The following is a 26862-nucleotide window of genomic DNA, read 5'->3' on the forward strand; positions in this document are numbered from 1 at the left end:
TTTCGCCGCCCGCGTCAGAAGGAGAATCGCTCGGTGTCCATCCCCACCGACCATGACAGCCACGCGGCCGCCACCCTCGGGCGGGACGACCGGCCGGTCTACGACCGGGGTGAGACGGTCTGCGTCATCGGGGCCGGGGCCAGCGGCCTCGTCGCGGTGAAGAACCTCCGGGAGCACGGCTTCGCGGTCGACTGCTACGAGCGCGAGACCGGGATCGGCGGCGCCTGGAACTGGCGGCACGACCGCAGTCCGGTGTACGCCAGCGCGCACCTGATCTCGTCGAAGCCGTTCACGCAGTTCCCCGACTTCCCGATGCCGGACTCGTGGCCCGACTACCCCCACCACAGTCAGGTCCTGTCCTATCTGGATAGCTACGCCGACCATTTCGACCTGCGGCCGCACGTCTGGTTCGGCACGGAGGTGGTGCGGGTCGAGCCCGCCGACGGTGAGCGCTGGGACGTCACCACCCGCAGCACGGGCGGCTACGGCGCCGAGCGGGTGCAGCGCTACGCCGCCGTGGTGGTCGCCAACGGGCACAACTGGGCGCCGAAGACCCCGATGTACGAGGGGCTGGACGAGTTCACGGGCCAGGTGCTGCACGCGTCCGCGTACAAGGACCCGGCGCAGCTGCGCGGCAAGCGGGTGCTGGTGGTCGGCGGCGGCAACACCGGCTGCGACATCGCCGTCGAGGCCGCGCAGCAGGCGGCCCGCTGCTGGCACTCCACCCGTCGCGGCTACTGGTACGCCCCGAAGTACCTCTTCGGACGCCCCACCGATCAGGTCAACGACGCGATGCTCGCGTTGCGACTCCCGCTGCGGCTGCGGCAGTGGCTGTACCAGCGCACGCTGCGGATGACGGTCGGCGACGTGACGCGGTTGGGTCTGCCCCGGCCGGATCACCGGGTCTTCGAGACCCACCCGATCGCCAACAGCCAGCTCGTCTACTACGTGGGCCATGGCGGGATCACGCCGGTACGCGACATCGTCCGTTTCCGGCGGCACTCCGTCGAGTTCGTCGGTGGGGAGCAGATCGAGCCGGACGTGGTCGTGTTCGCCACCGGTTACCTGCCGCGCTTCGAGTTCCTGGACCCGAAGCTGCTCGGCGCCGACGGCGACGGCCGGCCCGAGCTCTACCTCAACGCGTTCCCGCGCCGGCAGCCGACGCTCGCGGTGGCCGGGTTGCTGCAGTCCGACTCCGGGCTGTTCCCGCTGGTCCACTGGCAGACCGTGGCGATCGCGCGGTGGTTGCGGCTGCGGCGCGACGCGCCGGAGCGGTCCGGCAGCTTCCAGGCGCGCGTCGAGGCGGACGCGGGACGGCGGTGGCACGCGGCGGACGTGGAGGACTCCACGCGGCACTGGTTCGAGGTCGCTCACGTCGACTATCTGCGCGCGCTGCAGAAGGCGCTGGACGAGCTGGGGGTGGTGGCATGACGGCGCGGGACCGTGTCCGGATCATGCGGATCCGCGACTGGGCCCGGCCGGTGCCGCCGGCCCGCCGGGAGGTGCTGCACGCGACGCCCGAGACCGACGAGGGCAAGCCGCCGGTGCTCTTCGTGCCGGGCTTCGGGCACGGCGCGTGGGCATTCGCGGAGCACTGGCTGGAGCACGCCGCGGCGCGCGGGTTCGCGGCGTACGCGGTGAGCCTGCGGGGGCACGGCGGGAGCGCAGCCGCGCCGAAGGCGACGCTGCGGGCGTACGCCCACGACGTGGTCCAGGTGGCGGCGGGCCTGCCGCGGCAGGCGGTGCTGGTGGGGCACGGCGCCGGTGCGCTCGTGGTGACCCGCGCGCTGGCCCGCTATCCCGCCCGCGCCGCGGTGCTCCTCGCCCCCGTCCTCGGTGACCTCGGCACCGTGGTGACCGCGCTGCGGCGCAACCCGGTCGGCACCCTGCCGGCGCTCGTCGGTGGACGGCTGCGGCTGACCCGGCGGCAGTTGTTCAGCCGGGAGCTGCCGGAACCGGTGGCGCGGGCGTACCAGGCGCGGCTCGGCCGGGCCGCGGCGCGCGCCCAGTGGCAGGTGCTGGCGCACCGCGCCCCGGAGCCGCCGGTGGGTGACCCGCCGGTGCTGGTGGTGGGTAGCCCGGACGACCGGGTGGTGCCGGCGAGGGCGCTCGACCGGGCCGCCGCCCGATACGGCCATGCCCCGCTGCTCTTCCCCGGAATGGGCCATGACCTGATGCTCGACGCCCGCTGGCGCGAACCGATCGACGCCATCCTCGACTGGCTCGACAAGGGGGCGTCCTTCTGACCCGCGTTCCGCGGCGGGTGATGATCGGCCGGTCAGGGCGCCAGTCGGGCGGCCAGGGTGCCGGTGCGGTCCAGGGCGGTGAGGTAGGCGCGGGCCCAGGCGCGAATGTCGTGCACCCGCAGGTGCGCGCGCATGCCGCGCATCCGGTCGGTGACGTCCTCCGGGCTGGCGTCCAGCGCGTGCAGCAGCGTCAGCTTCAGCCCGTCGAGGTCGTGCGGGTTGACCAGGTAGGCCTGGGGAAACTCGGCGGCGGCGCCGGCGAACTCGCTGAGCACCAGGGCGCCGGTGTCGTCGACGCGCGCCGCGATGTACTCCTTGGCGACCAGGTTCATCCCGTCGCGCAGCGGCGTGACCGCCATGATGTCGGCGACGCGGTAGAGGGCGGCGAGCTCGGCGCGGTCGAACGGTTGGTTGAGGTAGTGGATCGCCGGTTCCCCGACGCGCCCGAACTCGCCGTTGATCCGCCCCACCTCGCGCTCGACCCGGTCCCGCAGGATCTGGTACTGCGCGACGCGTTCCCGGCTCGGCACCGCGACCTGCACCAGCACCGTGTCGTGCACCTTGATGTGCCCGCCCTCGATCAGCTCGCTGTACGCCTTGAGCCGGTGCTCGATGCCCTTGGTGTAGTCCATCCGGTCGACGCTGAGGACGACCCGGCGCGGATCGCCGAGATCGGTGCGCAGCTGACGCGCCCGCGCCGCGACGGACGGGCGGCTGGCCAGCGCCTCCATCTCGGCCATGTCGATGGAGACCGGGAACGCGCCGATCCGCACCACCCGGCCCTCGACCGCGATCCGCCGGTCGGTCGCCGGGACCTTGAGCACCTTCGCGGCGAGCTGGGCGAAGTTGTGCGCGGCCTGCACCCGCTGGAAGCCCACCAGGTCGGCGCCGAGCATGCCGAGCAGCAGCTCGGCCCGGCGGGGGAGCTGCATGAACAGTTCCGGGGGCGGGAACGGCACGTGCAGGAAGAACCCGATGAGCAGGTCGGGGCGGAGCGCCCGCAGCATGCCGGGGACGAGTTGCAGGTGGTAGTCCTGCACCCAGACCAGCGCGCCCGGCTCGGCCGCCTCCGCCGCGGCGGCCGCGAAGCGCTGGTTGACCCGGTGGTACGCCTCCCACCAGCGGCGGTGGAAGCTCGGATGCTCGACCGAGTCGTGGTAGAGCGGCCACAGGGTCGCGTTGGCGAAGCCCTCGTAGTGGTCGCGGATGTCCTCCGCGGAGAGCGCGACGGTGTGCATCCGGACGCCGTCGATGTCGGGCAACGTGGGCGCCGGACCGGCGTCGCCGGCCCAGCCCACCCAGGTCGCCGGGGTGTGCTGCAGGATCGGGTGCAGGGCGCCGACCAGGCCGCCGGGGCTGCGACGCCACTCGCAGGCGCCGTCGGGCGCCACGCTGTCGTCCACCGGCAGGCGGTTGGCCACCACCACGAGAGAACTCTGTCGCATCCGGCACCTCGTTTCGACGAGGCGCGACGACCGCGTCTGGTCAGCGATCGCGTGCTCGCAGGGGGGACGGCCTACCAGCAGTATTCCTACTGACGTCAAGTTACGCGAGCGTTACAGAGTGACGATATCTACCGGGCTAAATGGATAGATCCGCCGGTCAGACGACCGCCCCGTCGTCCGGGTCGCGCTCGTCGTCGTCCTTGTCCGGCCGCAACCGCCAGATCAGCGTCACGAAGCCGGCGAGCACGCTGGCGAACCCGATCACGGTCACCAGGGCGCGGTCCACGGGCAGCAGGTCGGGGAAGAAGAAGAGCACGAATCCGGCGACGATGCCGAGCACGCCGACGGCCGCGTACTTCGATACCCGGGGCAGCGGCGGTGGCGGGGGCGGGGTGTAGCCCTCGTCGTCGTCCGGCAGGTCCGCCCCGAAGGTGTCGAGCCCGTCCAGCAGCGACGGCTCGTCCGGCCGCCGCCCCAGCGAGATGCCCGAGATGTCGCCGGCGTACGGCAGCCGCCGGGGCTCCGTGCCGCGCTCCGGCGTGGTGGGCGCGCCACCGCCGTCACCGTCGGGCGCCGGCCCGTCCGCGCGGGTGCCCACGGCCCCGCGATCGGGTGACGCCGGCGTCTCGCGCGCCTCGGTCGGCAGCCCCTCGGCGGCGGGCCACGGGGCGGCGGCCGGATCGACCTCGGCGTGGTAACCGGCGACGATGCTGGCCCAGGCGGCGTCGACGTCGGGGTCGCGCGCCGCACCGGCGGACGAGGGGATGTTCTCCTCGGTCAGCTGCGCCAGGTAGCCGCGCGCGGTCTCCACGTGCGCGCGGTCGACGTAGAGCCGGTCGACGGGGCGCGACGGCACCGTCGTGGTGCGGGTGATCGGATTGAGGTCGGCGGAGGGCTGCAGGTACGCGGCGATGCCCCCGGCGGCGAGCACGTCGAGCAGGTGTTCGCCGACCCGGGGGTCGACGTCGCCCACGACGGCGTACTCGCTGGCGTCGAGACCGTTGTCGCGCCGTCCCCGCCGTGCCCCACCCGCTGACACCTGTCACTCCCCTCATCGGCGCGGCCGAGCGCCCGATCCCGGCTCCGGCGGCGGCTGCGCCCGCCCCGGGCCGTGCACTGAATCGTGACACGGCGGCCGGTCGTTGTGGGAGTGCGTTGTGGCGCGGCGTACCCGCTTCGTAGGCTCAGTGCCGACAGTTCCGCCACCGCGATCGCCGCGGGGCCGCGCGGGACCCGTGGGAAAGGACACCGGTGCTGTACTGGCTGCTCAAGTACATCATCCTCGGCCCATGGCTGAAGATGATCTTCCGGCCGCAGGTCGAGGGGCGCGGGCACATCCCCGGCTCCGGCCCCGCGATCCTCGCCAGCAACCACCTGTCGTTCTCCGATTCGATCTTCATGCCGCTCATGGTCAAGCGAAAGGTGACCTTCGTCGCAAAGGCGGAGTACTTCACCGGCAAGGGGATCAAAGGTTGGTTGATCAAGCAGTTCTTCGTCGGCACCGGCACGATCCCGGTCGACCGCTCCGGCGGGCGCGCCGCGCAGGCCGCGCTCGACACCCAGCTGCGGGTGCTGCGCAGCGGCAACCTCGCCGGGATCTATCCCGAGGGCACCCGCTCCCCGGACGGGCGGCTCTACCGCGGTAAGACGGGGGTCGCGCGGCTGGCGCTGGAGAGCGGGGCCCCGGTGATCCCGGTCGTCATGCTCAACGCCGACGAGATCCAGCCGCCGGGCACGCTCATCCCGAAGATCAAGCGGGTGAAGATCCGCTTCGGGGAGCCGCTGGACTTCTCCCGCTACGCCGGGATGGCCGGCGACCGGTTCGTGGAGCGGGCGGTCACCGACGAGATCATGTACGAGCTGATGGAGCTCTCCGGGCGGGAATACGTGGACATCTACGCTCAGAAGGTGAAGACCCAGCAGCCCGTCCCCACCCAGCCCGGCCCGCGCGAGTCGCTCGCCGCCTGACGGGTCGCCGTCAGGAGGCGAGCGTGGGGGACCAGCCGGTGCCGGACGGGTCGGCGTCGGAGGCCCGGGTGAGCAGCAGCAGTCCCGGGGCCTGATTGCGCAGCGCGAACGCGCGCACCTCGGTCAGCGTCGTCTCCGCGACGTCCCGCTCGCCGGCCCGGCGCAGTTCCCCGACCGCCAGCGCCAGCGCCAGCATCCGGTCCGTGGTGTCCGGAATCTGGGCGTACGTCTCGGCGGCGGCCAGGTAGAGCTGCGCGGCCCGCGCGTGGTCACCGTCCGCCGCCACCACCGCCGCGCTCACCGTGCGCAGCGCCGCCTCCGCCCACGGCGTACGGTGGGCGACCCGCTCGAGCATTCCGCGCACCTGGGCGGCCGCGTCCCGTCCGGCGAGCGCCCCCGCGTACGCGGCCGCGCTGATCCACTCCCCGCTGGCCAGGGCCGGCACCGCCGACCAGGCCGCCGCGAGCTCGTCGAGCAGCTCGATTGCCTCCTTGTGCCGCCCCTGCAGGACGCGGCAGAACGCGCCGAGGCCGAGCGTGGTCCAGTGCAGGCGGTGGAAGCCGCTGGCCCGGGCGGTCTGCAGCGCATCGCTCACGTCGTCGACGGGGGCGGCCGCCGGGTCGATCATTGAACGCCCGCCGCCGGCGGCCCCGGACAGCGGCTCCGGGCCGGGCACCGGCTCGCCGCGCAGCACCCGCAGGCAGGACCGCAGGCCGCGGACCTGCATGTCCCACCGTCCGCTGGGGGTGTCGACGAAGGCGTCGGCGGCGGCGAGCAGCTCGCCGAACTCCCCGGCGAAGTACGCCCGCATCGCCTCGCCGGAGTACCCGGTCGCCAGCGTGTGTCCACCGTGCACGTCGTCGGCGCTCTCGGTGAGCAGCTCATCGGAGCGCAGCCAGTCGCCCTCCTCGCGGACCGCGTACGCCAGGTTCTGGATCGCCCGAGGCAGCGCCAGCAGCTGGTGCCGGCGGCAGTAGTCGGTGGCCGCGTGCAGCTCGTCCAGGCCCGCCCGGTCACCCGCCTGGTAGCGCGCGACCGCCATCGTGATCCGCGCGTTGGTACGCGCCTCGACCAGGCCCAGCCGTTCGGCGATGTCGGCCGCCACCCCGGCCGCGTTGATCGCCGGATCGCGCTCGTAGTTGAGCATGTGCAGCCGGCCCAGCTCGGCGTAGGCGTCGGCCTTCTCGGCGGTGTCCGGCAGGGTCTCGAAGAGCGCCACCGCGCGGTCGAGGCAGGACAGCGCCGCGGCCCGGTCGGCGCGCAGCCACGCGGCCTTGCCCAGCAGCGTCCAGGCGCGGGCGGCGCAGGCCCGGTCGCCGAGCGCGTAGAGGCGCTCGGCGAGCGCGGTCAGCTGGTCGGTGCCGCCCCCGGAGAGGAAGCCGTCGCCGTCGCGGTAGAACGAGATCTCGGTGCTGAGCAGTTCGAGCTGGAGCCGGCCGACCGGGTCGGTGTCGTCGGCGAGCGCGAGCGCCCGAGCGGCGTGGCTGGCCGCCGCGTCCAGCACGTGCAACGAGTACGCCCTGCGGGCCGCCCGGTGCAGCGCCTCCCGCGCCGGCGCGGCGTACCGGTCGGTGGACATCCCCAGCGTCCGCGCGATCTCGTGCGCCGCCCACCGGTGGTGCGCGAGCACCTCGGCCAGGTCGGTGTCGCGGCCGCGGGAGAGCGCGTCGAGCCAGTCCGCGGTCCGCTCGTGCCGCGCCACCCGCTCGGTGCGGGGCAGCCGCTGGTAGCAGACGTCGCGGACCAGGACGTGCCGGAAGCGCAGCTCCGCCTGCCCGGCCATGGTGGAGGCGGGCTGTTCGTGCACGAAGTCGCGCTGCTCCAGCCGCCGCAGTGACCGCTCGATCGCCTCGACGGGCCGGCCGAGGGCGGCGGCGACCGCGCCCGGCCAGAACTGCATGCCGACCACGGAGGCCGCGAGCAGCACCGTTCGGTCCTGGGTGTCGAGCAGGTCCACCCGGTTGGCGATCACCGCGTGCACGCTGTCCGGCATCGGCAGATCCTGGCTCTGCTCCAGCGACCAGCCCCGCCCGGACTGCTGCAGCGCCCCCTGCTCGATCAGCATCCGGACGTACTCGTGGGCGTAGAGGGGGTTGCCGTCGGCGACCTCGACCAGCGGGCTGAGCAGGTCCGCCGAGAACGCGGCCCGGCCGAACATGTGCGCGTAGAGGGTGGCGATGCCGGTGTCGCGCAGCGGCGGCAGGGTGATGGTCAGGGAGCCGCCGATCGCCGAGGCCCAGCTGGGGTCCCGGTCGACCAGCTCCGGTCGGGCGGTGCAGAGCAGCAGCAGCGGTACGTCCCGGGCCGAGCTGCCGAGCAGCTCGACGAAGCGCAGCATGGTGTCGTCGGCCCAGTGCAGATCCTCGAAGACCAGCACCGTCGGGCGGCGGGCGGCCAGCGCCACGAGGAACCGTCGCCACGCCGACTCGGTCTCCTCGGCCGGCAGCTTCGGCCCGGCGAGCCCGACCAGCGGGCGTAGCGCGTCGGTCAGCCGGTCGGCCTCGAGCGGATCGACCAGCTCCGCGACCGCCGACTCCAGGCGCTGCGCGGCGGTGCCCGCGGTGTCGGTGTCGAGGATCCCCGCCTCGGCCTTGACGATGTCCGCGAGCGCGGCGAACGTGACGTTCTCCCCGAACGGCGGGCAGCGACCGGTGCGCCAGGTCAGCGGTACGTCGATGAGCCCTTCGGTGTGCCGGAACAGCTCGCGCACCAGCCGGCTCTTGCCGATGCCGGCCCGGCCGAGCAGCGTCACCAGCTGCGGCAGCTGTTCGCGCATGGACCGGTGCAACGCGTTGACCAGCAGCCCCAGCTCATGTTCCCGGTCGATCAGCGGTGCGGCGTCCGGCTCCCGGTCGGGCTGCTGCCGCTGCGTCGGCGCCAGCGCCAGCCACACCTGGGTGGGGGAGGAGCGACCCCGCAGCGTGACCGCGGCCTGCTCCTCGTACTGGATCGCCGTCTTGGTCAGCCCGTACGTGTTGCCGCAGACCAGCACTCCGCCCGGCGGCGCCACCGACTGCAACCGGGAGGCCGTGTTGACCACGTCGCCGGCGACGATCGCCTGACCGCCGTCGCGCGCCGCCGCGACGTCCACCAGCGCCTCGCCCGTGGCGATGCCGGCCCGGAACCGCAGCGCGCCGCCGCGGTCCCGGCGCTGGTCGGGGCGGCGCCGCTGGTCCTCGGCCGGGGCGAACCGGGCCAGCACCCGCTGCAGCTCAAGGCCGGCCCGCACGCAGCGCAGCGGGTCGGTCTCCGTCGCGACCGGCGCGCCGAACAGCGCCATCACGGCGTCGCCGATGTACTTCTCCACCACGCCGCCGTACTGCCCGACCACGCGGCGAGCGGCGGAGAAGAAGCCGGTCTGCGTCGCGCGCACCAACTCCGGGTCGGACTGCTCCACGTATGGCGTGAAGTCGATCAGATCGACGAAGAGCACGCTCACCCGGCGCCGGTCCTCCAGCGGTGCGGGCGCCGCCGGGGCCCCTCCGCCCACCGCCGTCCCGCACGACGGGCAGAACGCGGCGTCGGTCGGAAGCTGATGACCACAGTGGTGGCAGGCGGACGTCAGCGGCGCGCCGCAGCCCGCGCAGAAGCGGTCGTCGTCGGCGCCGTTGCGGCCGCACCGGGCGCATGGGGCGGGAATGCCGGCCTCCTCGGAGGGTGAGCGTGTTCCACGCGGCGACCCCGACGGGTCGCCAGTGCCGAGTATCGCGGTCCGGCCAGGGTGTCGGGAACCCGGCTGTTGGTTAACGGACAGTCCACCCGGGCCGGTCGGGGCTACAGTCGGGCAGCCGTTCATCATCACTGATAGAGGGAGATGTGTCGATGGTTTACGTCCGATTGGCCGCCGAGTGGACCGATGCGCAGGGGACCACGTACGCGGCCGGAGACATGGTCGATGTGGATGCCGCGACGCTGGCGGAGCTCGAGTCGACGGGCGTCGTGCGCGGTGACGGCGAGGCCGGCGACGCGTGGGCGGGTCCGACGGTCGACAAGCAGGCGTGGGCGGGGCCGACGAGCCCGCCGGCGACCGAGAAGGAGGCGTGGGCCGGCCCGACGAGCCCGCCCGTGACCGAGAAGCAGGCGTGGGCGGGGCCGACGACCAGCAAGCCGTGACGGCACGCGGCGCGGGCACGCCGACGCCCGGGTGCCCGCGTCGCGCTAGCGGTCGGCCATCCCGGCGCGGCGCCGCAGCGCCGACACGTCGGTGACGACGATCCGCCGTCCCTCGGTGCGCAGCCAGCCGCGGCTCGCGAACGACCCGATCGCCTGGTTGACGCTCTGCCGCGATCCGCCGGCCATCTCGGCGAGCTGACTCTGGTTGAGCTCGATCGTGATCATCGGCGCCTGGCTCTCGCCGGCCAGCCGGACCAGCGTCTTGGCAACCCGGCCGGGCAGGTCGAGGAAGACGTGGTCGGCGTTCTGCTCGGTGAGCCGGCGGATCAGCGCGCCGAGCGAGCGCATCACCGCGTCGAGGATGCGCGGGTTGGAGTGCACCAGCTCCATGAAGGCGGGACGGGACAGCGCCAGGGCGCTGCAGTCCTCGATCGCCTCGGCCGAGGCCGAGCGCGTGGAAGCGTCCAGCAGGGACACTTCGCCGAGCACGTCCGGGGGGCGTACCACGGAGAGCACCGCGCGCTCGCCGGTCGGGGCGGTGCGGAAGACCGCGACGGCGCCGCGCTTGAGCACGATGAGCGATTCGCCGGGGTCGTTCTCCACGAACAGCAGCTGGCCCTTGCGGTAGGTGCGGGGCACGGCCGCCGCGATCACGCGTTGCCGCACCTCGGGCTCGAGGCCGGCGAACATCTCGACGCCGGTGAGCGCGTCACCGGGATCCGGCAGGCGAACCTCCACGGTCCCACCCTTCCCCGGCAAGGACGGCAGTCCTGCTCCGGTTAAATCCGTGTCGCCCGGAAGCAGGCGAACAACACCAGAACCCACTCGTTGAGTCCTATCAACATAGATCATGGCCGCCCTGTCGCCTGCTGTACACCCCGGCAATCATTTCTGTGACAGTCCTGTGTCTCGCGGTCCCGCAGGATTATCGCCAGATCCGCCGTCGGGTGGGGGCCGCACGGGGGCGCGGCGGGTCGGGGCCGCGGGGATGCGGGGCCGGCCGGAGAGCGGGGAAATCGGTTCCTCTCCGGCCGGTTACCGCTTATCACCGGGAAACCGACGCTTTTGCGATATCGCCATGCACGCCGCGCCCGCGACAATTCGACAGTGGCGCGCGCCGATGCCCGGCCGGAGGGCGTGCCGACGGTGGCGACCCGCCCGTGCCGCCGTCCGGTGCGGCGCGCCGGAACGGGTTCGCGCCCCGCGCGGACACGGCCGGGGTCGATCGGCGAGGATGGCGGTGATGGTCTACCGCTATTTCTACGACTGTGAGTTCATCGAGGACGGCCAGGTCGTCGACCTGGTCTCGATCGGCGTCGTCGACGAGCACGGCCGCGAGTTCTACGCGGTCTCCACGCAGTTCGACGACTCCCGCGCGATCCCGTGGGTCCGCCGCAACGTGCTCGACAAGCTGCCCTCCCCGGCGGACCGCGCCTGGCGCTCCCGCGAGCGCATCCGCGACGATCTCTACGACTTCCTGGTCGCGCCGCTGCGCGAGCGCCCGGGGGAGGAGTTGGAGCTCTGGGCCTGGTACGCGGCGTACGACCACGTTGCGCTCGCGCAGCTGTGGGGGGCGATGCCGGCGCTGCCGAGGGAGATCCCGCGCTTCACCAAGGAGCTGCGCCAACTCTGGGACGACCGCGGCCGGCCACGGCTGCCCGAGGCGGCCTCGGAACGGCACGACGCGCTCGTCGACGCGCGACACAACCTCGCCCGCTGGCAGGCCATTCATCGCCGATCGTGATCGTGTGATCACCCTCGCGACCGATGTCGCGCGTCCCGTCCACACGCGCCGGTGCCGGACGGGTGGATCATTTTTGACGCGCTGGCCCGGGTACCGCGCGACGACTACAGTGCGCACTGACGGCCCGCCCCGGGCCGGCAATGACGCCGATGGTCTGACCTGACTGCGCACCTGGGGCTTGAATGGGCTTACCTCAAGAGTTCCTGGAGGATGAGCAGATCATGCGTATCGGCGTGCTCACCGGCGGCGGTGACTGTCCAGGTCTGAACGCGGTGATTCGATCGGTGGTGCGCAAGGGCGTCGCGGAGTATGGACACGAGTTCATCGGCTTCCGTGACGGCTGGCGAGGGCCGCTGGAGGGGATCAGCAAGCCGCTCGGCATCGCCGAGGTGCGGGGCATCCTGCCGCGTGGCGGCACCATCCTCGGTTCGTCCCGCACCAATCCGTTCAAGATCGACGGTGGTGTCGAGAAGATCAAGAACAACCTCGCCGAGCAGGGGGTCGACGCGCTGGTGGCGATCGGCGGCGAGGACACCCTCGGCGTCGCGACCAAGCTGCACGAGCTGGGCGTCCAGGTCGTCGGGGTGCCGAAGACGATCGACAACGACCTCGGCGCGACCGACTACACGTTCGGCTTCGACACCGCGGTCAACATCGCGATGGAGGCGATCGACCGGCTGCACACCACCGCGGAGAGCCACCACCGCACCCTGGTCGTCGAGGTGATGGGCCGGCACGCCGGCTGGATCGCGCTGCACGCCGGGCTCGCCGGCGGCGCGAACGTGATCCTGCTGCCGGAACGGCCGTTCGACGTCGACCAGGTCGCCACGTACGTGGAGAAGCGCTTCCAGAAGCAGTACGCGCCGATCGTCGTGGTCTCCGAGGGGGCGCACCCCCTCGAAGGCCAGATGGTGCTGCAGCACCAGGAACTGGACGCCTTCGGTCACGTGCGGCTCGGCGGTATCGGCCAGTGGCTGGCCGAGCAGATCGAGGCCAAGACCGGCAAGGAGGCCCGCACGGTGGTGCTCGGCCACATCCAGCGCGGTGGCACGCCGACCGCGTTCGACCGGGTGCTCGCCACCCGGCTCGGGCTGCACGCGATCGACGCCGCCCACGAGGGTGACTGGGGCAAGATGGTCGCGATGCAGGGCACGGACATCGTCCGGGTGCCGCTGGTCGAGGCGACGCGGGAGCTGAAGACCGTGCCGCTGGAGCGCTACGCCGAGGCCGAGGTCTTCTTCGGCAGCTGAGTTGGATCGCCGGCCGCCCCCGCCGATCATGGTAGGTCCATGGTCGGCGGGCGGCGGCCGTACAACAGCGGGGGATGCGGACGTGACTGAGGGGACGGGCGCGATGGTGCCGGGAGCGCACACGATCGCGGTGATCGGGACGGGGAAGATCGGCGAGCTGGTGCTCTCCGGGCTGCTGCGCGCGGGTTGGCCGGCCCAGAAGCTGATCGCCACCACGCGCCGGCCGGAGCGCGCCGCCGAGCTGGGCGCGCGCTACGGGGTCCGCGTCGTCGACAATGTCGCGGCGGTCGACGAGGCCGACGTGCTCGCCATCGCGGTCAAGCCGCAGGACGCGGCCGCACTGCTGGAGGAGATCGGCCCGAAGGTGCCGGCCGACAAGGTCGTCATCTCGCTCTGCGCGGGCCTGCCCACGAGCTTCTTCAACCGTCGACTCCCCGACGGCACCCCGGTGGTGCGGGTCATGACCAACACCCCGGCGCTGGTCGACGAGGCGATGACCGCGATCTCCGCCGGTCCGCACGCCACCGCCGAGCACCTCGCGCTGGCCGAGGAGATGTTCAAGCCGCTCGGCGCGACGATCCGGGTGCCCGAGGCCCAGCAGGACGCGGTCACCGCGCTCTCCGGCTCCGGCCCGGCCTACTTCTACCTGCTCGTCGAGGCGATGACCGACGCCGGCATCCTGCTCGGGCTGCCGCGTCAGGTCGCGCACGACCTGATCGTGCAGACCGCGATCGGGTCGGCGGTCATGCTCCGCGATTCCGGCGAGCACCCGGTCAAGCTGCGCGAGGCCGTCACGTCGCCCGCCGGCACGACCATCTCCGCCGTGCGCGAGCTGGAGAACCACGGGGTACGCGCCGCGCTGCTCGCCGCGTTGGAGGCCGCCCGGGACCGGGCGCGGGAACTCGCCGACCAGAACCGGTAACGGCATTCATTCACGTTTCAGCCCCTTCCCCCGGGAGGGCCGAGGCCATAGCGTCACCACAAGGAGTAGCTATCGCGGCACTCTCGGAGGTGATGGATCATGCGACGTCTCGCGGTAATCCTCGGTGGCGTGATGGCGGCGCTCTGGGTCGCCGCGCCGGCCTCGGCCTTCGCCCATGACAAGGTCACCAACCCGGCGGCGCACGCCGCGCTCGACGTGCTCGTGCTGGCGGTCGTGACCGCACCGCTCTGGACCGCGTACCTGTGGGGCGGGCGGCGGCGCGGCCTGCTGCTCGCGCTCGTCGCCGTGGTGCAGCTGCCCGTGGCCGTGATCGCCTTCGTGCCGATCGTGCACCCGGCGGTGCACGCGGTCGGCCTGACAGTGGCCCTCGGCCTGACGATCGCTTCCCTGGTCTCCGTGCGGCGGTCCGCGTCTTCCCCCGCGGCCGCCTCGGAGCCGGTGTAGGGCCGTCCCGCCGGGCCGCGCCGCCCGACCCCCGCGGCGCGTCGATCGGCGGGACGTTCGCCAGTCGCGTGTCCGGCCGCCCGTCGCCGGATTGCCGTCCGGCCCCGTTTCGCGGCGGACCGGTCGGCCGGACACGCGCTACCGGCACGCGGCGGCGGCGGTCCGCGGCGTCGCGTCCGGCCCGACGGTGCCGGGCCGGACGACCGGCGGCGCGGGCATGTCCGGCAGCAGCGCGGTGAGGACGTGCCCGTCGATCGCGAGGGCGGTGACCCGGCCGCCGTCGCGCAGCCGCACGACCGGCGGGCAGCCGGGTCGGGCCGGGCCCCAGGAGTTATCCGGGCGGCGTACGGCGGTGAAGCGGCAGTGCGGCTCGCCGACGTACCCCCAGGCCATGAAGAGCTCGACCCCGGCGTAGCGGTAGACGCCCACGGTCCGGATCCGCCCTCCGGCCGCGCGCCGGTGGAACGCGGCCGACAGGCCGGGCACGACGACGCCGTCGAGATCGACGTCCGTCATCACCTTATGCAGGCGATATTCTGACAAATCCGGCAGTCTCATATCGCCTCAACGAATGGACCATACTGGCGGACGTGTTCACTCTCGCCCAGGCGCGTCATTTGATGGCGACGCTGCGTCCCCGGATAGCCGAGCTGATCACGCTCCGCGCCGACCTCGCGGAACTGCGTGCCGATCTCGCGAACGGCGGCAGCAGCCCGCTCGGCGGGGTGCCGGAGGTCAAGGCGCTGGAGGCCCGGATCTACGCGATCCTGGAGGAGTTCAACACGCACGACATCCAGGTCAAGGGCTTCGCGCCGATGCTGCTGGACTTCTCCGGCGAGCTCGACGGTCGGCCGGTGCTCTGGTGCTGGCTGGAGGGGGATGAGGAGATCCGGTGGTACCACCGGGTCGAGTGCGGCTTCTCCGGCCGCCGCCCCATCTGACCCCGCCACCGGCGGCCGGTCACGGCGTCGCGCCGGGGAGGCGCCGGTCACGCCAGTAGGCGGCGGTTTCGATCAGCGCGTCCCACGGGATGAACGGCGGGGTGTCGCCGGTGGCCAGGCGCCCGGGATCCAAGAGCACCGCGACCCCCCAGGAACGCAGCCGGGCGACGCTCTCGGCGAAGGCCGGGTGCCGGGCCAGCGCGGCGTTGGGTGTCGGCGCGACCGCCAGCGGCAGGCCGAGCCCGACCGCCTCGTTGAGCAGGCCCAACGCGAGTGTGTCGCTGCCCCCGTACGCCCATTTGTTGATGGTGTTGAAGGTGGCCGGCGCGACGATCATCGCGTCCGGGGGCGGCAGCACGTCCGGCTCGTCCGGGTGCTTGTAGTCGTGCCGCACGGGGTGCCCGGTCAGATCGGCGAGATCGCCCGCGTTCATGAACTTCAGCGCCGACGGCGTCGCCACCACGCAGACGTCCCAGCCCTCGTCCTGAACCGCCTTCACGAACGGCGCCAGCTCGCCGGCCGCGCGACCGCCGCAGGCGACCACGTACAGGACTGGTTGTCGCGCTCTGTCGGTCACTGCCGCTCCCTACGCGTCCGCGCTCGATGCCGCCGGGTCGCATTGTCGCGTGCCGCCGACCCTCCGCGCGACGAGACGCCAGCATTCGTCACCGACAGCGACGCCTCCACTGTGGCACGGACGTCGACACATGGAGATGCCCCGACTTTTGGATGTTCGACCCATGTCGTGACGGCGTTGGTTCCTGATCCGATGCCAGGATCGGTACCAGCCGATCAACCAAGGAGGCACCGTGCGCACACCTTCCCGTGCGGCCGCCGGGACCACAGCGCTGCTGGTCGCAGCCGGGCTCGTCCTCGCCGCCGGATCCGGCAGCCAGGCGGCACCCGGCGAGCCGGCGGCGGCCCAGGCCGAATCCGTCAAAGTGCCGGGAGACCACAGTCACGAGAAGAGCAGGGACAACCGCAAGGGCCGGGTTTCCCCGACCGCGCGGCAGCGCGACCGGGCCGACGCGCTCGGCGCGCGGGCCCGCTGGACCAGTTTCGGCACGCCCGCGTCGCTCGCGTCCACCGGCCGTCCCCTGGCGACGGGCCTGCCGGCCGAGCCCGTCGCCGCCGCGCGGGCGTACGTGGACGCCAACCGCGAGCTGCTGGGCCTGTCCGCCAGCGGCGCGCAGAACCTGGAGCTGCTGACCGTCGCGCCGATGGGGGAGGGCGCCACCGTCCTGTTCCGGCAGCGCTTCGGGGAGCTCCCGGCTGCGGTCGACGGCGTCCTCTCCGTCGGGTTGCGTGACGGCGCCGTCTGGCACGTCTCGTCGTCGCTGGCCCGCGACGGCGCGGCGCCGGCACCGGCCACGCTGTCGCAGGCGCGGGCCGAGCAGATTGCCCGGAGCGACGCCGGCCTGCCGGGGGCGAAGATCCTGCGCACCCAGCTGGTGGCCGTGCCGACCGCCGACCACGGCACGCGCGCCGCGTACCAGGTGGTGCTCGGCGACGACCTGTCCGGGGCGGACCCGCAGGCGTTCGCCACGTACGTCGACGCGCGCGACGGCGCGGTGCTGGTCCGGGAGAGCCTGGTGGACCACCACTCCGACAACCCCGAGTGGGACGTCTTCCCCAACTCGCCGAAGACCGACTACTCGTCGAAGGACACCCGGGTCCGCTGGTGCGCGACGCCGCAGCGCGGCTGTGACGAGGCCGTCGGCGCCGGCTCGCCGCTCGCGTGGGACGTCGACCCGGCGACCGGCGAGTCGACCCACACCACGCGCGGCAACAACGCGATCGCGGTGCACAACTGGTTCAGCAACGACGCGCTCAGCGTCGGGACGGAGACCGCGACCGCGCGGCCGAACCGCGACTACACGTACCCGTGGACGAACCAGTGGTTCGAGGAGCAGTGCAACCCGGACGTGTTCACCTCGCCGCAGCGCAACGACCTCGACGCCGCGCGGGCGAACCTGTTCGCCATGCACAACCGGATGCACGACTGGTCGTACCACCTCGGCTTCACCGAGGCGACCTGGAACATGCAGAACGACAACTTCGGCAAGGGTGGCGCCGGCAACGACATGGAGCAGGGCAACGCCCAGGCCGGCGGTGTCAGCGGCGGCCCGCCGAGCTTCGCGGCCCGCGACAACGCCAACCAGATCACCCCGCCGGACGGCGTCGCGCCGATCACGAACATGTACCTCTGGCAGCCGATCGCCGGCTCCTTCTACGCGCCCTGCGTGGACGGCGACTACGACATGTCGGTGATCGCCCACGAGTACACCCACGCGATCACCAACCGCATGATCGCCGGCCCGAGCGCGGGCGTCAGCTCCCCGCAGGGGATGAGCGAGAGCTGGTCCGACCAGCTGGCCATGGAGTACCTCTACGAGCACGGGTACGCGCCGAAGGGGCGCGCCGCGTTCACCATCGGCGAGTACGCCACCGGTGACCCCGGCGCCGGCATCCGCAACTACAACATGAGCGAGAGCCCGCTCAACTACAGCCACATCGACTACGACTTCGTCGGGCTGCAGGTGCACGCCTCCGGTGAGGTGTGGAGCGCCGCCAACGTCGACATCCGGGCCGCGATGATGCAGCGGTACGGCGCCGGCAACGCCGCGCTGCAGAAGTCCTGCGCCACCGGCAAGACGCCGGTCACCGCCTGCCCCGGCAACCGCCGGTGGGTCCAGCTGGTGTTCGACTCGTTCCTGCTGATGGCGGTCAGCCAGGTCAGCATGGTCGACGCCCGGGACGCGATGCTCGCCGCCGACCGGATCCGCTTCGGCGGGGCCAACCAGGACCTGCTGTGGAACGCGTTCGCCAAGCGCGGCCTCGGCGAGGGAGCCAGCAGCAACGGCCACACCGACGTCGACCCGGTGCCGAGCTTCGCGTCGCCGCACGCGAAGGAGGCGACGGTGAAGTTCCTGCCGCTCGGCGAGCGCGGGCCCGTCGCGGGTGCGCAGCTGTTCGTCGGCGACTACCAGGCCCGGGCGGTGCCGATGGCCGACACCGACGCGGCCACCCCGCTGACCGGCGAGGTGAAGCTGGTGCCGGGCACGTACGAGTTCGTCGCCCGGGCGCCGGGCCGCGGGCACGTCCGGGTCGGGCCGGTCACCGTCAGGGCCGGGCAGGTGCGCGTCCTGCCGGTGCTGATGCGCGCCAACCTCGCGGCCGGCGCGTCGGGCGCGTCGGTCTCCGGTGACGGCATCAACCTCGACAAGATCGTCGACGACGACGAGGCCACCAACTGGGCGTCGCTGAACAGCCCGGTCGCCGGCAAGCAGGTGACCGTTGACCTGGCCGGCGGCGTGCAGGAGGTCCGCCGGGTGCAGGTCAGCGCGATGCTGCGCCCGACGATCCCGACCGACGCCGACAACGCCGGGCAGAACCGGTTCTCCGCGCTGCGGCAGTTCCGCGTCCTGGCCTGCACGGCGCACGGCGACGTCGACTGCTCGGACGCCGCCGACTTCTGGCGGGTCTACACCAGCCCGGCCGACGCGTTCCCGTCCGTGGCGCCGCGTCCGCGCGCCCCGGAGCTGCTCATCCGGTCGTTCGACATCCCGCGCACCAAGGCGACCCACCTGCGGCTCGAGGTGGTCACCAACCAGTGCACGGGCGCGCCGGACTACGCCGGTGAGCAGGACAACGACCCGCGGGCCAACACGGACTGCGCGACGGCGAGCCCGCAGGCGCTGAACGTGCGGGTCGCGGAGTTCCAGGCGTTTGCCGGATAGCACGACGCACGGCATCGAACACAGTGGGCGGGCCGGTCGGCCCGTCCACTGTGTTGGTGGAGGGCTCATTCGAGACTGTCAGTTGACCTTGGCCGCCGCCAAGATCGCTTCGCCGGTCAGGGGAAGTCATCGAAAGATAGACATCTTGACGAAGTGATGACGTTCTGAGTAGCGTCCCCTTAACTTATTGAAAGGTTTCCTAACTGTTCTGGGAGACGCTATGAAGAGATCACTGCGTCGCGCGCTCTGGGCCGGCGCGGCGGCCGTACTCGCGGTCACCGCCGTGCCGATCACGTCGGCCTTCGGCGCCGGCAGCGTGACCACCACCTTCACCCGCGCCTCGGACTGGGGGACCGGCCACGAGACGCGGGTGACCATCACCAACGGCTCGGACGCCTCCGTCAGCACCTGGCGCATCGAGTTCGACCTCCCGGCGGGCACGACGATCAGCAGCTTCTGGGACGCCGACGTCACCAGCAGCGGCAACCACTACGTGGCGGTCAAGAAGAGCTGGGCCGGCGCGCTCGCCCCCGGCGCGTCGTTCAGCTGGGGCTACAACGGCACCGGCGGCTACAAAGCGCCGCTGAACTGCACCATCAACGGCGCGCCCTGCGGCGGTGGCGGCACCCCGCCGCCGACCACCACGCCGCCGACGGCCACCCCGCCGACCACGACGCCGCCGACCACGCCCCCCACCACGCCGCCGCCCGTCCCGCCGACCGGCGGAAAGAAGATCGTCGGCTACTTCGCGGAGTGGGGCGTCTACGGCCGCAACTACCACGTCAAGAACATCCACACCAGCGGCTCGGCGTCGAAGCTGACCCACATCCTGTACGCCTTCGGCAACACCACCGGCGGCCGCTGCACCATCGGCGACAGCTACGCCGACTACGAGAAGGCGTACACCGCGGCGGAGAGTGTGGACGGCGTCGCCGACACCTGGGACCAGCCGCTGCGTGGCAGCTTCAACCAGCTGCGCAAGCTCAAGAAGATGTACCCGCACCTCAAGGTGATCTGGTCCTTCGGTGGCTGGACCTGGTCCGGCGGCTTCACCCAGGCCGCGCAGAACCCGGCGGCGTTCGCCGACTCCTGCTACAGCCTGGTCGAGGACCCGCGCTGGGCCGACGTCTTCGACGGGATCGACGTCGACTGGGAGTACCCGAACGCCTGCGGCCTCACCTGTGACACCAGCGGCCCGAACGCGTTCAAGAACGTCGTCGCCGCGCTGCGATCGAAGTTCGGCGCCAACGCGCTGGTCACGGCGGCGATCACCGCGGACGGCAGCAACGGCGGCAAGATCGACGCCACCGACTACGCCGGCGCGGCCGGGCACCTCAACTGGATCATGCCGATGACGTACGACTACTTCGGCGCGTTCAACGCCCAGGGCCCGACGGCCCCGCACTCGCCGCTGACGTCGTACTCGGGGATCCCGACGCAGGGCTTCAACTCGGACGCGGCGATCCAGAAGCTGAAGAGCAAGGGCGTCCCGGCGAACAAGCTGCTGCTCGGCATCGGCTTCTACGGCCGCGGCTGGACCGGGGTGACCCAGGAGGCGCCCGGCGGCACCGCGACCGGCGCGGCGCCCGGCACGTACGAGGCGGGCATCGAGGACTACAAGGTCCTCAAGAACACCTGCCCGGCGAACCGCACGATCGCCGGCACCGCGTACGCCAAGTGCGGCAGCAACTGGTGGAGCTACGACACCCCGAGCACGATCAACGGCAAGATGTCGTACGCCAACGGCCAGGGCCTCGGCGGCGCCTTCTTCTGGGAGCTCTCCGGCGACACCGGCAACGGTGAGCTGATCAGCGCCATGCGCAGCGGCCTCGGCTGACCCCACGCGGCCCGGGCGCAAGCGGGGAGTCGGCATCGCCGGCTCCCCGCTTCACTTCGCCGATCTTGTAGTTGTGGCCGGGGCAAAAAGGGCGGCGCCGGGCAAAACCAGGGCCACAACTGCAAGATCGCGGGGGAGGGGTGGGGGTTCTCACGCAGCGGAATGGCGGGGCTGGCGGGCGGGTACGGGGGTGGGCCGCCGTACGCTTTTGGGCATGCGCCAAGAGTGGCACCAGTTGAGCTACCCCGCCGTGGGCAATCCCGGCCTGCAGACCAGCCGCCCCACCGTCGACTCCGCCGAGGACGAGGCGCTCGGGCTGGACCGGTGGCGGACGCTGCCGCGCGCCCAGACCCCGCCGTGGCCGGACCCGGACGCGGTCGCCGATGTCTGCAAGGTCCTCGACAACGTGCCGTCGATCGTCGCGCCGTACGAGGTCGACCACCTGCGCCAGCGCCTGGCGCTGGTCTGCGAGGGCAAGGCGTTCCTGCTGCAGGGCGGCGACTGCGCGGAGACCTTCGCGGACAACACCGAGAGCCACCTGCTGGCCAACGCGCGCACCCTGCTCCAGATGGCCGTGGTGCTGACCTACGGCGCGTCGCTGCCGGTGGTCAAGGTCGCCCGGGTCGCCGGGCAGTACACCAAGCCGCGCTCGTCGGCGACCGACGCGCTCGGCCTGCCGGCCTACCGCGGCGACCTGATCAACTCCCTGGAGGCCACGCCCGAGGCGCGGGTCGCCGACCCCCAGCGCATGATCCGGGCGTACGCCAACTCGGCGGCCGCGATGAACATGCTGCGCGCCTACCTCGCCGGCGGCCTCGCCGACCTGCACGCCGTGCACGACTGGAACAAGGGCTTCGTCAGAAAGTCCCCGGCCGGGGAGCGGTACGAGGCGATCGCCCGCGAGATCGACCGGGCGCTGGCGTTCATCCGGGCCTGCGGGATGACCGACGAGGAGGCGCTGCGCACCGTCACGCTCTACTGCTCGCACGAGGCGCTCGCGCTGGAGTACGACCGGGCGCTGACCCGCGTCTCCGACGGCAGGGCGTACGGCCTCTCGGGGCACTTCCTGTGGATCGGCGAGCGGACGCGGCAGCTCGACGGGGCGCACATCGACTACATCTCCCGGATCGCCAACCCGATCGGCGTCAAGCTCGGCCCGACCACCACGCCGGAGCAGGCGCTGGAGCTGTGCGAGAAGCTCAACCCCGACAACATTCCGGGGCGGCTCACGCTGATCAGCCGGATGGGCAACCACAAGGTGCGCGACGCGCTGCCGCCGATCGTGGAGAAGGTCACCGCCGCCGGCGCGAAGGTGGTGTGGCAGTGCGACCCGATGCACGGCAACACCCACGAGTCGTCCAACGGCTACAAGACGCGCCATTTCGACCGGATCGTCGACGAGGTGCTGGGCTACTTCGAGGTGCACCGCGGCCTGGAGACCCACCCCGGCGGCCTGCACGTCGAGCTGACCGGCGAGGACGTCACCGAGTGCCTCGGCGGCGCCCAGGCGATCGAGGACATCCACCTTCCCGACCGCTACGAGACGGCCTGCGACCCGCGGCTCAACACGCAGCAGTCGCTGGAGCTGGCCTTCCTGGTCGCGGAGATGCTCCGTGGTTGATCTCCGCTCGGACACCGTGACCAAGCCGACCCCCGCGATGCGGGAGGCGATGGCCGGCGCCGAGGTCGGTGACGACGTCTACGGCGAGGACCCCACGGTCACGGCGCTCGAGGCCGAGGTCGCGGCGCTGTTCGGGCACGAGGCGGCGCTGTTCGCCCCGACCGGCTCGATGGCCAACCAGATCGCGCTGCAGCTGCTCGTGCCGCCGGCCAGTGAGCTGCTCTGCGACGCCGACGCGCACGTGGTGACGTACGAGATCGGCGCGGCCGCCGCGATCGGCGGGATCTCCTCGCGCACCTGGCCCGCGGTCGGCGCGGAGATCGACCCCGAGGTGGTGGCCGGCATGATCCGGCCGGACGGCTACTTCGCGGTGCCGACCAGGGCGATCGCCGTCGAGCAGACGCACAACCGGGGCGGCGGCGGGGTGATCCCGCTCGCCACCCTGCGCCAGCTGCGCGGGGTGGCCGACGACGCCGGGGTGGCGCTGCACTGCGACGGCGCGCGGATCTGGCACGCGCACGTGGCCGATCGGGTTCCGCTGGCCGAGTACGGTGCGCTCTTCGACACGCTGTCGGTCTGCCTCTCCAAGGGACTCGGCGCGCCGGTCGGCTCGCTCGTGGTCGGCAGCGCCGAGAAGATCGAACGGGCCCGCTGGATCCGCAAGCGGATGGGCGGCGGCATGCGGCAGGTGGGCGTCCTCGCGGCCGCCGGCCGGTACGCGCTGCGGCACCACATCGAGCGGCTCGCCGACGACCACGCCCGGGCGGCGCGGCTCGCCGAGGCGCTCGCCCCGTTCGGGGTCGTGGACTCCGCGGCGGTGCGCACCAACATCGTCCCGCTCGACCTGACCAAGGCGCCGCTGGACGCCGCCGGGCTCGGCGCGGCGGCCCGCGCCGAGGGCGTGCTGGTGTCGGTGCTCGGCCCGCGTACCGCGCGGCTCGTCACCCACCTCGACCTCGACGACGCCGCCATCGATCGCGCGATCGAGGTCCTCGTCGCCATCTTCCGGGGCTGACCCCGCCGCGTCCCGTCGATCACGTACTCGTTCACCCGCCTGGCGAGTCATCCCTTGATCGGCGGGCGCGACGCGTCCGGGGGGACGCCCGGAACGGCCGATCAGCGGTGCAGACTGAACCGTCGGTCAGGATCCGCGGGGGACGGCGCTGGCTACGCTGACGCCGATGGATGCCGATCCGCTCACCCGCGCCGACTTCCGCCGCCTGATCCCGATCCGGCGGCCGCAGCCGATCGCACCGCCGCCGCGGATCTGGACCGCCGAGCAGTGGGCGCGGATCCGGTATGGCGTCAACGCCGAACTTCTCGACGAACGCTGGCTGGCGCTGGTCGAGGGGGACCGGCTGCATCTGCACCGCAGCTGGACCGGCTACGGCGTCTACCGCGCCGATTTCGCCCCGTGCCCGGGCGGCCGGCGCATCCGCACGGCGTGGGTGGAGGGCGACCGCGCGCGCTACCGGCGGGGCAGCGACCGGCACGAGGCGGTGCTGCTGGAGACCGTGATCCGGGCGGTGATCCTCAATCGGGAGTCCGCCGCGCTCGAGCGACGCCTGCTCGCGGCGATGGGCCTGGCGGAGGTCTGAACCCGCCCCCAGCGCCGGGCAGGACCGCCGGGTCAGGGACGGAGGCGCTTGAGGGTGGCGATGTCGGCGGCGTGACCGACGTGGCCCTCCGTCGGGGTCTCGACCACGATCGGGACGCCGGCGGTGGCCGGATGCGTCATCAGCTCGGCGAACGCGGGCTCACCGATGTTGCCCTTGCCGATCGTCTCGTGCCGGTCGCGCGTCGAGCCGCACAGGTCCTTCGAGTCGTTGGCGTGCACCAGCCAGAGCCGGTCCGCGCCGACCGCCCCGACCAGCGCGTCGAGGGTGCGCGTCATGCCGCCCTCGGCCGCGAGGTCGTGCCCGGCCGCCCACGCGTGGCAGGTGTCGAAGCAGACCCCCAGCCGCGGGTGCCAGTCGACCGCCGCCAGGTACGGCTCCAGCTGCTCGACCCGGGCGGCCAGCGACCGCCCGCCGCCGGCGCTCGGCTCCACCAGCAGCGCCGGGCCACCGGCCGCCTCGGCGGCGTCGAGCACCGGCAACAGCGCCTCGCGCACCTGCGCCATCGCCTTGTCGGCGTGCGTGGCGTCGACCGCGCTGCCGGCGTGGAAGACCACGCCGCGGGCGCCGATCGCCGCACCGCGCCGCACCGCGTGGTTCAGCGTCGCGATCGACTTCTCGACGGTGGCGGCGGTCGGGGAACCGAGGTTCACCAGCAGCGACGCGTGGATGTAGACGGGGACGCCCCGCTCGGCGCAGCCGGCCCGGAAGGCCGCGTCCTGCGCCGGGTTGCCGGCCGGCAGCGCCCAGCCGCGCGAGTTCGCGACGTAGACCTGGACGACCTCGGAGGCGGCCGCGTCGACGTAGGGCAGGGCCGCCTTGGCCAGGCCGCCGGAGGTGGGCGTGTGCGAGCCCACAGGGCGGGTCAGGGACATCTCAGAAGCATCCGATCGCGATCTCGGTGCCGGGCGGGACCTGGGAGTTCTCGCCCGGGGACTGGTAGCGCACGGTCCCGTTGGGGTTGAAGTCGACCCGCACCTTCAGCTGCTGGCTCTCCAGGAGCTGTTTCGCCTGCTGGCAGGGGAGGTCGACCACGCGCGGTACCAGGATAGCCAACGGCCCCTTGCTCACCTCGAGCTTGATCTGCCCGCCCTGCTCCGCCCCGGCGCCGTCGGCCGGGTCCTGCCCGAGCACGATGTCCTTGGGCTTCTCCGAGTCGACGTACGACTCGACCGCCTGCAGCCCGAGCTGCTGCAGGATCGCGCGCGCCTCGGTGATGTTCTTGCCGATCACGTTCGGCACGGTGATCGGCGCCTTGCCCTTGCTGATCACCACGGTGACCTTGTCGCCGGGCTTGACCTGGGTGCCGACCGGCGGGTCGACCGCGACCACCGTGCCGGCCGGGAGGTTGTTGTCGAACCGGTCCGGCCCGCGGGCGACCGTCAGCCGTGCCGAGTCCAGCTCCACCTGCGCCAGCTCGAACGTCTTGCCGAGCACGTCGGGCACCTGGTAGCGCTCCGGACCCAGCGAGAGGATCAGGGTGATCTTCCCGCCCTTGATGATCCGGTCACCGGACGCCGGCTGCTGCACCAGCACCACGTCCCTGGCGACCTTCTCGTCGAAGCGTTCCTCGCCGTACTCGACGGTGAAACCGCCGCGCGCGGCCTGCGCCTCCGCCGCGGCCCTCGGCATGTTGACCAGCTGTGGCGCGACGGTGTAGCGCCCGAAGCCGAACCACCACCCGCCGGTCACCACGAGCAGCGCGACCGCCACCAGCGCGGCCGTGACCGCGCGCCGGCCGCGCCGATCGGACACGATCTGCCGCCACGCCAGCTGCAGCCGGGTCAGCGCGCCCGGACGCTGCTCGGCGCGGCGCCGGCGCGGCTGCGGCGTCGCCTTCGCCTCGGGCAGCCGCGCCCAGGAGGGGCGGTCGGCGGGGCGCACCGTCGACACCACGACGGTCGGCTGCGCCACCTGCTGGAACACGGCGGTCGCCGCGCTGGCGTTGCCCAGGTCGTCGCGGACCACCTGCACCTCGGCGAGCAACGCGCCGGCGTCGGTGGGGCGGGCGGCCGGGTCGCGGCGGGTGGCCCGGGTGACCAGCTCGTCGAGGACCGGCGGGAGGCCGGCGACCAGCTTCGACGGTGGGGGCACGTCCCGGTCGACGTGCTGCCAGGCCACCTCGACCGGCTTGTCCCCGTCGTACGGGACCCGCCCGGTGAGCATCTCGAACAGCACGATGCCGGCGGAGTAGACGTCGGTGCGCGGATCGGCGTGTCCGGTGGCGACCAGCTCCGGCGCCACGTACGCGACGGTCGCCATCAACGGCCCGGCCGCGTCCTCCTCGGCGCTGGCCTCCACGGCCCGGGCGAGTCCGAAGTCGGCGACCTTCACCACGCTGTCGATCAGGTTGCCGGCGCCGCCGCTGGGCGCCTCGGCCACCAGCACGTTCTCCGGCTTCACGTCGCGGTGCACCAGGCCGGCCCGGTGCGCGGCGGCGATCGCGGCGAGCATCTGCTCGAGGATCGACAGCGCCTCGGGCGGGTTGAGCCGCCGCCGCTCGGCCAGGATGTCGCGCAGGGTACGACCCCGCACGTACTCCATGACCAGGTACGGCAGGCCGGCGTGGGTGCCCTGGTCATAGACGGCGACGACGTTGGGGTGGGTGAGCCGCGCGATCGTCTTCGCCTCGTCCGTGAAGCGCTCCACGAAGCCGGGCAGGCTCGCATGCGCGTCGCGGGCCTGGGCGGGGTGGATGATCTTGAGCGCGACGGTGCGTTCGAGTCGTTCGTCGACGGCCGTGTACACGGTGGCCATGCCGCCGCGCGCCACGCGACCGCGGATGCGGTAGCGCCCGTCGATCAGCGAGCCCAGCAGCGTGTCGGCGACCTGTGTGTCCATCGGCAGGCAGTCTATGTGTCAGAAGGGTGACGGCAGAACAGGATGCCACACCGGCCGGGGAACAGGAACGCCCCGCCGTCCGCCCAACGACGCCGACCAGGACATTTGCCCCG

At 72.6% G+C, this 26862-nt stretch carries 22 protein-coding genes; 14 read left to right on the forward strand and 8 right to left on the reverse strand.

The genetic code is table 11. The features are described 5' to 3' along the window. The first annotated feature begins 33 nt into the window (after positions 1 to 33). Both BLW47_RS15585 and BLW47_RS15590 read left to right on the forward strand, forming a co-directional pair. Positions 34 to 1431, forward strand: a complete 1398-nt coding sequence (locus BLW47_RS15585; protein ID WP_091557175.1) for a flavin-containing monooxygenase — start codon at positions 34 to 36, stop codon at positions 1429 to 1431. After that, on the forward strand, positions 1428 to 2246 hold the full coding sequence (locus BLW47_RS15590; protein WP_091557178.1) for an alpha/beta hydrolase: 819 nt from the start codon (positions 1428 to 1430) through the stop codon (positions 2244 to 2246). Before BLW47_RS15585 ends, BLW47_RS15590 begins: the two co-directional genes overlap by 4 nt. 32 nt (positions 2247 to 2278) lie before the next feature. Here BLW47_RS15590 and BLW47_RS15595 read toward each other — a convergent pair whose 3' ends face one another. Both BLW47_RS15595 and BLW47_RS15600 read right to left on the reverse strand, forming a co-directional pair. Beyond that, positions 2279 to 3691: an alpha,alpha-trehalose-phosphate synthase (UDP-forming) gene (locus BLW47_RS15595; protein WP_091557183.1), complete on the reverse strand. Its 1413-nt coding sequence runs from the start codon at positions 3689 to 3691 to the stop codon at positions 2279 to 2281. A 157-nt stretch (positions 3692 to 3848) separates the two neighbouring features. Then, positions 3849 to 4730 (reverse strand): DUF308 domain-containing protein, encoded by an 882-nt coding sequence (locus BLW47_RS15600; RefSeq protein ID WP_091557186.1) that lies wholly within the window; start codon positions 4728 to 4730, stop codon positions 3849 to 3851. Positions 4731 to 4942: 212 nt separating this feature from the next. Here BLW47_RS15600 and BLW47_RS15605 point away from each other — a divergent pair, with 212 nt between their 5' ends. Then, positions 4943 to 5659: a lysophospholipid acyltransferase family protein gene (locus BLW47_RS15605; RefSeq protein ID WP_091557190.1), complete on the forward strand. Its 717-nt coding sequence runs from the start codon at positions 4943 to 4945 to the stop codon at positions 5657 to 5659. A 10-nt stretch (positions 5660 to 5669) separates the two neighbouring features. Here the strand turns inward: BLW47_RS15605 and BLW47_RS15610 are convergent, their stop codons facing one another. After that, entirely contained in the window at positions 5670 to 9299 is a 3630-nt protein-coding gene (locus tag BLW47_RS15610) for an adenylate/guanylate cyclase domain-containing protein (protein ID WP_245736701.1), read from the reverse strand. 182 nt (positions 9300 to 9481) lie between these two features. Between BLW47_RS15610 and BLW47_RS15615 the strand changes: the two genes are divergently transcribed. Next, on the forward strand, positions 9482 to 9772 hold the full coding sequence (locus tag BLW47_RS15615) for a hypothetical protein (protein WP_139307316.1): 291 nt from the start codon (positions 9482 to 9484) through the stop codon (positions 9770 to 9772). Between the two features lie 45 nt (positions 9773 to 9817). Here the strand turns inward: BLW47_RS15615 and BLW47_RS15620 are convergent, their stop codons facing one another. After that, complete coding sequence (locus BLW47_RS15620; RefSeq protein ID WP_091557198.1) at positions 9818 to 10510, reverse strand: Crp/Fnr family transcriptional regulator; 693 nt, start codon at positions 10508 to 10510, stop codon at positions 9818 to 9820. A 505-nt stretch (positions 10511 to 11015) separates the two neighbouring features. Here BLW47_RS15620 and BLW47_RS15625 point away from each other — a divergent pair. The 4 genes from BLW47_RS15625 to BLW47_RS15640 all read left to right on the forward strand — a co-directional run bounded on the left by BLW47_RS15625 (position 11016) and on the right by BLW47_RS15640 (position 14153). Further along, positions 11016 to 11516 carry a polyadenylate-specific 3'-exoribonuclease AS gene (locus BLW47_RS15625; protein ID WP_091558148.1) on the forward strand — a complete coding sequence of 167 codons (501 nt, stop codon included), beginning with the start codon at positions 11016 to 11018 and terminating at the stop codon, positions 11514 to 11516. Between the two features lie 221 nt (positions 11517 to 11737). Continuing rightward, entirely contained in the window at positions 11738 to 12766 is a 1029-nt protein-coding gene (locus BLW47_RS15630; protein ID WP_091558152.1) for a 6-phosphofructokinase, read from the forward strand. Between the two features lie 103 nt (positions 12767 to 12869). After that, complete coding sequence (proC, locus tag BLW47_RS15635) at positions 12870 to 13688, forward strand: pyrroline-5-carboxylate reductase (protein WP_091557201.1); 819 nt, start codon at positions 12870 to 12872, stop codon at positions 13686 to 13688. A 99-nt stretch (positions 13689 to 13787) separates the two neighbouring features. Continuing rightward, positions 13788 to 14153, forward strand: a complete 366-nt coding sequence (locus BLW47_RS15640) for a hypothetical protein (RefSeq protein WP_091557206.1) — start codon at positions 13788 to 13790, stop codon at positions 14151 to 14153. 138 nt (positions 14154 to 14291) lie between these two features. Here BLW47_RS15640 and BLW47_RS15645 read toward each other — a convergent pair whose 3' ends face one another. Continuing rightward, on the reverse strand, positions 14292 to 14669 hold the full coding sequence (locus BLW47_RS15645; RefSeq protein WP_091557209.1) for a hypothetical protein: 378 nt from the start codon (positions 14667 to 14669) through the stop codon (positions 14292 to 14294). A gap of 74 nt (positions 14670 to 14743) precedes the next feature. On the opposite strand from BLW47_RS15645, the gene BLW47_RS15650 reads away from it, so the two are divergent. After that, on the forward strand, positions 14744 to 15094 hold the full coding sequence (locus tag BLW47_RS15650; RefSeq protein ID WP_091557213.1) for a DUF2203 domain-containing protein: 351 nt from the start codon (positions 14744 to 14746) through the stop codon (positions 15092 to 15094). 19 nt (positions 15095 to 15113) lie between these two features. Here the strand turns inward: BLW47_RS15650 and BLW47_RS15655 are convergent, their stop codons facing one another. Next, positions 15114 to 15671 (reverse strand): flavoprotein, encoded by a 558-nt coding sequence (locus BLW47_RS15655; RefSeq protein ID WP_091557216.1) that lies wholly within the window; start codon positions 15669 to 15671, stop codon positions 15114 to 15116. A gap of 232 nt (positions 15672 to 15903) precedes the next feature. Between BLW47_RS15655 and BLW47_RS15660 the strand changes: the two genes are divergently transcribed. The 5 genes from BLW47_RS15660 to BLW47_RS15680 all read left to right on the forward strand — a co-directional run bounded on the left by BLW47_RS15660 (position 15904) and on the right by BLW47_RS15680 (position 23890). Next, a complete protein-coding gene (locus BLW47_RS15660) occupies positions 15904 to 18834 on the forward strand; it encodes a M36 family metallopeptidase (RefSeq protein WP_091557220.1) in 2931 nt (976 codons plus the stop codon). Between the two features lie 220 nt (positions 18835 to 19054). Further along, positions 19055 to 20671, forward strand: a complete 1617-nt coding sequence (locus BLW47_RS15665; RefSeq protein ID WP_091557223.1) for a glycosyl hydrolase family 18 protein — start codon at positions 19055 to 19057, stop codon at positions 20669 to 20671. 214 nt (positions 20672 to 20885) lie between these two features. Next, complete coding sequence (locus tag BLW47_RS15670; RefSeq protein ID WP_091557226.1) at positions 20886 to 22292, forward strand: class II 3-deoxy-7-phosphoheptulonate synthase; 1407 nt, start codon at positions 20886 to 20888, stop codon at positions 22290 to 22292. Further along, positions 22285 to 23307 carry a threonine aldolase family protein gene (locus BLW47_RS15675; RefSeq protein WP_091557230.1) on the forward strand — a complete coding sequence of 341 codons (1023 nt, stop codon included), beginning with the start codon at positions 22285 to 22287 and terminating at the stop codon, positions 23305 to 23307. The genes BLW47_RS15670 and BLW47_RS15675 overlap by 8 nt, the downstream gene beginning before the upstream one ends. Positions 23308 to 23473: 166 nt before the next feature. After that, on the forward strand, positions 23474 to 23890 hold the full coding sequence (locus tag BLW47_RS15680) for a hypothetical protein (protein ID WP_091557234.1): 417 nt from the start codon (positions 23474 to 23476) through the stop codon (positions 23888 to 23890). Between the two features lie 32 nt (positions 23891 to 23922). Here BLW47_RS15680 and BLW47_RS15685 read toward each other — a convergent pair whose 3' ends face one another. Together BLW47_RS15685 and pknB are read right to left on the reverse strand one after the other, a co-directional pair. Beyond that, a complete protein-coding gene (locus tag BLW47_RS15685) occupies positions 23923 to 24783 on the reverse strand; it encodes a deoxyribonuclease IV (protein WP_091557238.1) in 861 nt (286 codons plus the stop codon). 1 nt (position 24784) lies between these two features. After that, positions 24785 to 26749, reverse strand: a complete 1965-nt coding sequence (gene pknB, locus BLW47_RS15690; protein ID WP_091557240.1) for a Stk1 family PASTA domain-containing Ser/Thr kinase — start codon at positions 26747 to 26749, stop codon at positions 24785 to 24787. Between the last annotated feature and the right edge of the window lie 113 nt (positions 26750 to 26862).

Source organism: Micromonospora pattaloongensis (assembly GCF_900107255.1).
Lineage (GTDB): Bacteria > Actinomycetota > Actinomycetes > Mycobacteriales > Micromonosporaceae > Micromonospora_I > Micromonospora_I pattaloongensis.